This is a genomic window from Rhizobacter sp. P3_C12 (assembly GCF_056402735.1).
Map to the genome: position 1 here is coordinate 1 of NZ_JBFUGW010000326.1, position 6,253 is coordinate 6,253.

Below are 6,253 nucleotides of genomic sequence, written 5' to 3' on the forward strand. Positions count from 1 at the left end.
GTGCTGGTTCATGCCCATGCGGCCGGTGACGCCGTGCATGATCAGACCGAGTCGTTGTGTGGCCATGGGGCTCCTTGCGGGGGGCGGACGATGAGGACTCAGACGAGGGCGGCCGCCTGCGACAGCGGCTGCATCGCCGACCAGTCCGGCGTGGCCGCGTGGGCGTAGCCGGGGCCGGCCAGCGAGTGGAGATCGATGCGGCCGCCGGCGATGCGCAGGCGAGCGTCGGCGTCGTACAGGTCGGGATGGGCCTGCACGAAGGCCTGGCGCTCGGCGGCCGGCGCGGCACCGAAGCCGTCGGCATAGTGGTGGCCGTTGCGCTCGGCATGGTCCAGGCCGAGCAGCGCGGCCAGCGCCAGGTCCTGCTGCACCGCGAGGCCGGCCTGGCAGGTCAGGTCCTCGGCCGACATGGACCATGCGGGCGGCTGGCCATCACGCTGCGCGGCCTGGTTCCAGCGCTCGCAGCGGGCGCGGTTGACCAGCGACTTGTAGAAGCCCTTGCATCCCTTGCTCGACACGCCGTGCCAGCCGGCGTCGCGGCCGCGCACGAAGGCGTCGAGCGTGCCGTCGGCCTCGTCCATCAGCAGGGGGCAGGGCAGCGCTGGCAGTGCGCCATCGAACGAGCGATCGCGCGGCAGCGGCTGCTCGAGGTACAGCAGCGCGTCGGGCCGCGCGGCGTACGCGGGCAGGGCGGCCAGCCGTGCGAACAGCTCGGAGAGCGCGGTGGTGTCGCCGTACTGCTCGTTGCCGTCGAGCGTGTAGCGGTGGCCGGGCGCCTCGCGGTCGAGCACCGCCAGCACCTCGCCGAGGCGTTGCACATCGGCCTGCGGATCGCCGCCGAGCTTGATCTTGAACACGCGGTGCCCGTAGCGCGCGATCACCGCCGGCAGGCTCACCGGCAGCGGGCCGGCATCCGCGGGCTGCGCCTGCAGCGCATCGAGCATGCCGATGGTGTGGCGGGCCTCGATGCGCAGCCGCGGCACCAGCGTCGGCAGCCATCCGTTCCAGTCGAAGCCTCGCAGGTCGGGCAGCAGCGCGCTGGGCTGCAGGCCGATCGCGTTGCGAGCGACCGCATCGAACACCGACACGCCGAGCGCCTGGCACAGCGCGTCGATCACCGCGCGATCGACGACTGCCGGGCCGAAGGCGCTCGACAGCTCGGTCGCGCCGGCGTGGCGGCCGGCGTCGGCCAGCGCGGCCGCGTGGCGCTGGAACAGCTCGAACGCGCTGGCCGACGCGTCGCCGGCATAGGCCTGCACCGTGCGCTCGACCGCGTTGGCCAGGTGCTCGACGTTCTGCGCGTGCGAGAAGCCGGCGCGCTTGTCGAACCACTTCGGCACCATCAGCTCGGCCGCGTGGCCCTGCCAGCTGCCGCGGCCGGCCACCTCGACGGTGGCGCGCACGAACAGCTGCGGGCAGCGATCGAGCGTGACCGCGCCGAAGCGGAACGGCAGGCGCAGCGCCACCGGCCGCACGCCGCAGTCGACCGCGCGCACGACCAGCAGGATGCCTTCAATGCGCATCGAGCGACCCCTGCGCGTAGAAGTGCGCGCGCAGCGTCTTCGCATACGCGGCGAACGCCTCGCTGCCCATCACCTCGAGCGAGCGCGGTCGCGGCAGCGCGATGTCGTACACCGCGGCGATGGCGCCCGGCCGCTCGGTCATCACCACCACCCGGTCCGACAGGAAGATCGCCTCCGGGATGCTGTGCGTGATCAGCAGCACCGTCTTGCCGGCCGCGCCCCAGATGCGCTGCAGCTCCAGGTTCATGCGCTCGCGCGTCATCGCATCGAGCGCGCCGAAGGGCTCGTCCATCAGCAGCACCGGTGGGTCGTGCAGCAGCGCCCGCAGGATGGCCACGCGCTGCTGCATGCCGCCCGACAGCTGCCACGGGTACTTGTTCTCGAAGCCGCGCAGCCCGGCCATCTCGATCAGCTGCTGCGCGCGCTCGCGGGCCGCCGCCATCGGCAGGCCGCGGATCTCGGCCTGCAGCAGGATGTTGTCGATGACGCGCCGCCACGGCAGCAGCAGCGCGTTCTGGAACACGATGCCCACGTCGGTCTGCGGGCCGTTGACCGGGCGGCCGGAGAGCGTCAACTCGCCGCCGCTCGCGGGCAGCAGCCCGGCCACCAGCTTCAGCAGCGTGCTCTTGCCGCAGCCCGACGGGCCGACCACCGAGACGAACTCGCCGGCCCGGATCGCCAGGTCGAGCGGGCGCAGCGTCTCGACGTCGCCGTCCTGCGTGCGGTAGGTCTTGTGCAGGCCGCGCGCCTCGATCAACACAGGCGCCGGCGCGGCCGACGCGACGGGTTTCAGCACGGCGCTCATCGGCATGTCACGGCAGATAGTCCAGCGCGACGTAGTCTTCCGGCTTGCCGCGCGTGGCCGGGTCCATGCCGCCGTATTGCACCAGCAGGTCCAGCGATTCGGCGACGTTCTTCATCGACACCCGCAGCGGCCGCAGCGACCGCGTCTCGTCGGTGTGGTACAGCGCCGTCGTCAGCTTCAGGCCGGTCAGCATGGTGTCGCGCTGGCCCGACTTGGGGTTGGCCTTCAGCGTCGCGTCGACCGCGGCCTCGGGGCTCTTCTCGGCCTCTTCGAGCGCGCGCGTGGTGGCACGCAGAAAGCGCTTCACCAGGTCGGCCTTGGCGGCCAGCGTGTCCTTGTGCGCGACGATGCCGGAGCTGATCAGGTTGACGCCGTAGTCGGCGAAGCGCACCACCTGCACTTGCTTCTTCGTCGCATCCTGCAGCTTGATGTTCTGGTCCATCACGTAGCCGAGCAGCAGGTCGGCCTGGCCGTTGATCACCGCATTCAGCTTGGTCTGCGCGTCGCCCGAGACGGTCTTGAACTGGTTCTCCTGCAGCCCGGTCTTCTTCAGGAACAGCGGCCAGATCTGGCTCATCGAGTCGCCGGGCGTCATCGCGACGGTCTTGCCGGCGATGTCCTTCGCGGTCTTCACGCCCTTCTCGGAGAAGCCCATCACCGACATCGGGCTGACCTGCAGCGCGACGCCCACCGCCTTCACCGGCGCGCCCTTGGCGGCGGCCTTCACCATCGTCGGCACGTCGACGTAGCCGAAGGTGGCCGAGCCTGCCGCCACCGCCTGGATCGACACCGCCGAGCCGCGGCCCTCCTGGATCTCCAGGTCGATGTTCTCGGCCTCGTAGAAGCCTTTCTCCTTGCCGATGAAGAAGGGCGCGTGCTCGCTGTACACGTACCAGTTGAGCAGCAGCACGACCTTGTCGCGCGATTGCGCGAAGGCGGGCAGCGCCAGCGTGGAGCCCAGGGCGGCCAGGGCCGCGGCGCGGGCCAGGGTGCGTCGTCTCATGCTTGTCTCCTTCGTTGTATTCAATGCGCTGGCTGCTGCCCGTCACGCTGCGACGCGTGCCACGGCATCAGCCAGCGTTCGACCCCTTCGATCGCGAGGAACAGCAGCACGCCCACCAGCGACAGCAGCACCAGCGCGGCGAACATCAGCGGCAGGTCGAAGCTGCCGGTGGCCTTCTGCAGCACGTAGCCGATGCCGGAGTTGGAGCCGACGAACTCGCCGACCACCGCGCCCACCACCGCCAGCGTCACCGAGACCTTCAGGCCGCTGAAGATCGACGGCAGCGCGGTGGGCAGCCGGAACTTGATGAACACCTTCCACGGGCTCGCGCCCATCGAGCGGGCCAGGTCGATCACGTCGGCCTCGACCGACTTGAAGCCCTGCACCGTGGCGACCACCACCGGGAAGAAGCCGAGCAGGAAGGCGGCGATCACCTTGGGCACGATGCCGAAGCCGAACCACACGACGAACAGCGGCGCGATCGCCACCTTCGGGATCGACTGCGAGAACACCAGCAGCGGGTAGACGAAGCTCTCGACCAGGCGCGACGAGGCGATCCACATCGCGATCGGCACGCCGAACAGCGCCGACAGCGCGAAGCCGCCCAGCGTGGCGTACAGCGTGGGCAGCGTCTCGCGCAGCAGCATCGGCCCCTCGGCCACCAACTGGTGGGCCACCGACCACGGCGTGGGGATCAGGTAGGGCGGGATGCGGAACAGCCGCACTGCCAGGTCCCACAGCACCAGCAGCACCACCAGCAGCCAGGCCGGGCGCAGCGCGGGAGACAGGAGCCAGCGTTTCATCGTGCGGTCCTTCTTCACTGTTTGGTGAATTACGTGAGTGCGGCGTCAGTCCCGCAGGACATAGCCCATCACCACCTCGGTGATGTGCGAGAGGCGCTCCGACAAGGCCTTGGTCGCCATCAGGTCGCGCCCGAAGATGGTCGACAGCGTGTGGTTGTTCGACAGGTAGAAGTACGCCAGGCCGGCGATCGAGATGTAGAGCTGCACCGCGTCGACACCGCCGCGGAAGGTGCCTTCGCGGCGGCCGCGCTCGAGCACCTCGCCGAGCGTCTGCACCAGCGGCGAGTTCATCTCGCGGATGCGGCTGGACGCCTTCAGGTGGCGGGCGCGGTGCAGGTTCTCGCTGTTCAGCAGCGTCAGGAATTCCGGGTGCGCGAGGTAGTGCTCCCAGGTGAACGACACCAGTCGGCGCACCGCGTCGGGCGGGCTCAGGCGTTCGAGGTGGAGTTCGCGCTCGGCGCTGCGGATGTCGGCATAGGTCTGCTCGAGCACCGCGAGGAACAGCTCGTCCTTGCCGCCGAAGTAGTAGTAGATGAGGCGCTTGTTGACGCCGGCGCGCTCGGCGATGCCGTCGATGCGCGCGCCGCCCAGGCCGCTTGCAGCGAACTCGTGCATCGCGGCGCGCAGGATCTCCTGCTGCGTGCGCTCGGCGTCACGGGTGCGCAGCTCGACGACATTGGCAGCGCTGGCAGCAGTGGCGGGCAGGGGCGACGGCATGGTGCCCATAATTCAACGAATGGTGAATTATGGGCATCCGGTCGAACCCTAGTTCGGCAGGCGCAGCCCCATCAGGCTGTCGACCGCGGCGCGCGTGATCGTGTTCGGCAATGCCGGCACGATGGCCTTCAACGAGGCCGGGATGGCGCCCGGGTGGACCATCGCCACCTGCACCGCGCGCGATTGCTCGTCGAGCAGCACCAGGTAGTAGCGGTCGTCCACCGGGCGGCGCCAGACCGGGCCGGCGCTGCCGCGGGTGTTGGCGTCGACCACGGCGCCCTGCTTCATCACCGTCAGGCTGTTGGCGTCGAGCAGGTCGGCATCGGCCGCGAAGTGGTCCATCGTGCAGCCCTTGACGCCGCAGGTCGAGCCGCCCAGCGAGCCCACCTGGTACGAGCGGATGCCGGTGCTGATGATGTCGCGGTTGCCGTACTGCGTGCCCTGCGATTCGGCCACCACCTCGAGGATGTTGATCTGGCCGCAGCCGTCGCCGAGCCCGGCGTTGCCCGGGGGTGTTGCTGAAGCAGTGGCAGGGGCTGTAGCCCGACCAGCCGTCGCGGTACAGCTCCGACGGGGCGACCGCGAGCCACGGCGAGTCTTCGGCCTTCTCGTCCTTGCCGTCGGTGACGCAGCTCAGCGGCTTCATCGTCGGGTCGTCGGCGTACGGCATGCCGGCCAGCATCACGACGAGCTTCGAGCCCTTCCAGCCGACGAAGTCGAGGTCGGAGCCCGGGCAGTACGGGTCGCTGCCGGGGCCGCACTTGAACGGCTTCTCCTGTGACGCGAAGACGGTGCAGCTGTTGCCGAGCTCACTGGGCAGCACCTTCGAACCTTTCGGCCCGGAGAAGTGGAAGTTGTACGGCTTGTCGGGCGTGCGGCGGTCCCAGAACGAGCGGATCGCCCAGTTGCCGTCGGTGGTGGTCAGCGGCTGGTAGACGACCAGCTGCTTGATGCGCAGCGGGCCGTCGAGCACCAGCCCGAGTTCTTCGTTGAACGGGCTGATCCTGTCGCTGGTGACGTCGTGCTTCGTGCGGCAGCAGGATTCATCGCCCCACGGGAACTTGATGACTTCCGACTGCACGTTGCAGCTCGCGCTGCCGGCCTGCGCCTCGATCCGGCGGCCCCAGTAGCCCTTGGCGCCGATGTTCGTGAAGGTCAGCGTGCCGCCGAGCGTCGGCGTGCCGTTGTTGCTCGTCGGGGACGCGGTGTGGGCGGGGGCCTGGGTGTTGCCGAGGTCCGGCCAGGTGTTGGCGGACGGTGCGGGGGCCGGAGCCGGGCTCGGTGCCGGCGCGGGTGCCGGACTCGGTGCGGGTGCGGGGCTTGGGGATGGCGCTGGACTCGGCGCCGGTGCAGGAGCGGGACTCGGGGTGGGAGYCGGTGCGGGGGCCGGGCTTGGCGAAGG

At 69.9% G+C, this 6,253-nt stretch carries 5 protein-coding genes and 1 pseudogene; all 6 read right to left on the reverse strand.

Annotated features, from left to right (window positions below; translation table 11 throughout):
* Positions 1 to 98: 98 nt before the first annotated feature.
* Entirely contained in the window at positions 99 to 1,523 is a 1,425-nt protein-coding gene (locus AC1DXV_RS29965) for an enolase-like domain-containing protein (protein WP_477937090.1), read from the reverse strand.
* A complete protein-coding gene (locus tag AC1DXV_RS29970; RefSeq protein ID WP_477937092.1) occupies positions 1,513 to 2,328 on the reverse strand; it encodes an ABC transporter ATP-binding protein in 816 nt (271 codons plus the stop codon). Before AC1DXV_RS29970 ends, AC1DXV_RS29965 begins: the two co-directional genes overlap by 11 nt.
* A 7-nt stretch (positions 2,329 to 2,335) precedes the next feature.
* On the reverse strand, positions 2,336 to 3,331 hold the full coding sequence (locus tag AC1DXV_RS29975; RefSeq protein ID WP_477937094.1) for an ABC transporter substrate-binding protein: 996 nt from the start codon (positions 3,329 to 3,331) through the stop codon (positions 2,336 to 2,338).
* Between the two features lie 20 nt (positions 3,332 to 3,351).
* A complete protein-coding gene (locus tag AC1DXV_RS29980) occupies positions 3,352 to 4,134 on the reverse strand; it encodes an ABC transporter permease (RefSeq protein WP_477937096.1) in 783 nt (260 codons plus the stop codon).
* A 45-nt stretch (positions 4,135 to 4,179) separates the two neighbouring features.
* Positions 4,180 to 4,851, reverse strand: coding sequence for a TetR family transcriptional regulator (locus tag AC1DXV_RS29985; protein ID WP_477870325.1), 672 nt, complete (start codon positions 4,849 to 4,851; stop codon positions 4,180 to 4,182).
* Between the two features lie 48 nt (positions 4,852 to 4,899).
* Positions 4,900 to 6,253 (reverse strand): annotated as a pseudogene (locus AC1DXV_RS29990) (DUF2403 domain-containing lipoprotein); the annotation flags it as partial.